The following is a 1,097-nucleotide window of genomic DNA, read 5'->3' on the forward strand; positions in this document are numbered from 1 at the left end:
GTGTCGAATCCGGTTCGTTCGAGGGTTTCGTGACCAATCTTGTCGAGATGTCCCACATTTCGAAGGCATTCGGAGGGAGCAAGGCGCTCCACTCCGTTTCCCTCGACCTCAAGGCGGGCAGCATCCACGCCCTGATGGGCGAGAACGGTGCCGGCAAATCGACGTTGATGAAGATTCTGGCGGGCGTGCATCAGCCCGATTCCGGCGAGATCTTCATGAGCGGCGAGAAGCTCGATCTGAAGTCGCCGCGCGCCGCGCTCGATGCCGGCATTTCGACCGTTTTCCAGGAGCATTCGCTGCTGCCCAATCTGTCGATCGCCGAGAACATGTTCCTCGGCCGGGAGCCGACGACCCGGTTCGGCTCGATCGACTATCCCGCGATGAAAAGCCAGACCGCCAGGGCGCTTGGCGAACTCGGCCTCACGCTCGACCCGTCGCAACTCGTTTCCAACCTGACCATAGCCGAGCGGCAATTCGTCGAGATCGCGCATTGCATCCAGGCCGACGCCAGCGTGCTCATCCTCGATGAGCCGACGGCGGCGCTCAACGCGGCCGATGTCGATGTGCTCAACCGCAACATCCGCCGGCTGCGCGACAAGGGAAAAGCCATCGTCTACATCTCGCATCGCATGGAGGAGATCTTCGAGTTGTGCGACACCGTGACGGTGCTGAAGGATGGCGCACTGGTCGGCACAAGGACGGTGCCCGAGATCACCACCGACGAACTCATCGCCATGATGGTCGGACGCGAACTCCAGGACCTTTTTCCCGATCGTACGGGCGATGTAGGCGATGAGATACTGCGCGTCGAAAACCTCAAGATCACCGAGACATCGCAGCCGCTGTCGCTGACTTTGCACAAGGGCGAGATCGTCGCCCTGGCCGGGCTGGAAGGGCAGGGCCAGCAGCGCTTCCTGCGATCGCTGATTGGCCGCTACCATCCCTTCGCCGGGACGATTTCCATCAACGGCAAGGCGCTGAAGATGCCGCTCCCGGCGTCGGCGGGCGTTCGGTATTTGCAGCAGCTGAAGGTCGGCTTCGTTCCCGAGGACCGCAAGGAAGAGGGGCTCTTCCTCGCTTTGCCGATCGCCCACAAC

General features: G+C 62.0%; 1 protein-coding gene. It reads left to right on the forward strand.

Annotation, left to right across the window (positions count from 1 at the left end; translation table 11 throughout):
• Positions 1–29: 29 nt before the first annotated feature.
• Positions 30–1,097, forward strand: a 1,068-nt coding sequence (locus tag ENZ75_RS32610; protein ID WP_164888212.1) for a sugar ABC transporter ATP-binding protein, incomplete at its 3' end; no start/stop codon positions are given.

The organism is Mesorhizobium sp. M7A.F.Ca.CA.002.04.1.1 (assembly GCF_004022805.1).
In the GTDB taxonomy this organism is placed as follows: domain Bacteria; phylum Pseudomonadota; class Alphaproteobacteria; order Rhizobiales; family Rhizobiaceae; genus Mesorhizobium; species Mesorhizobium ciceri.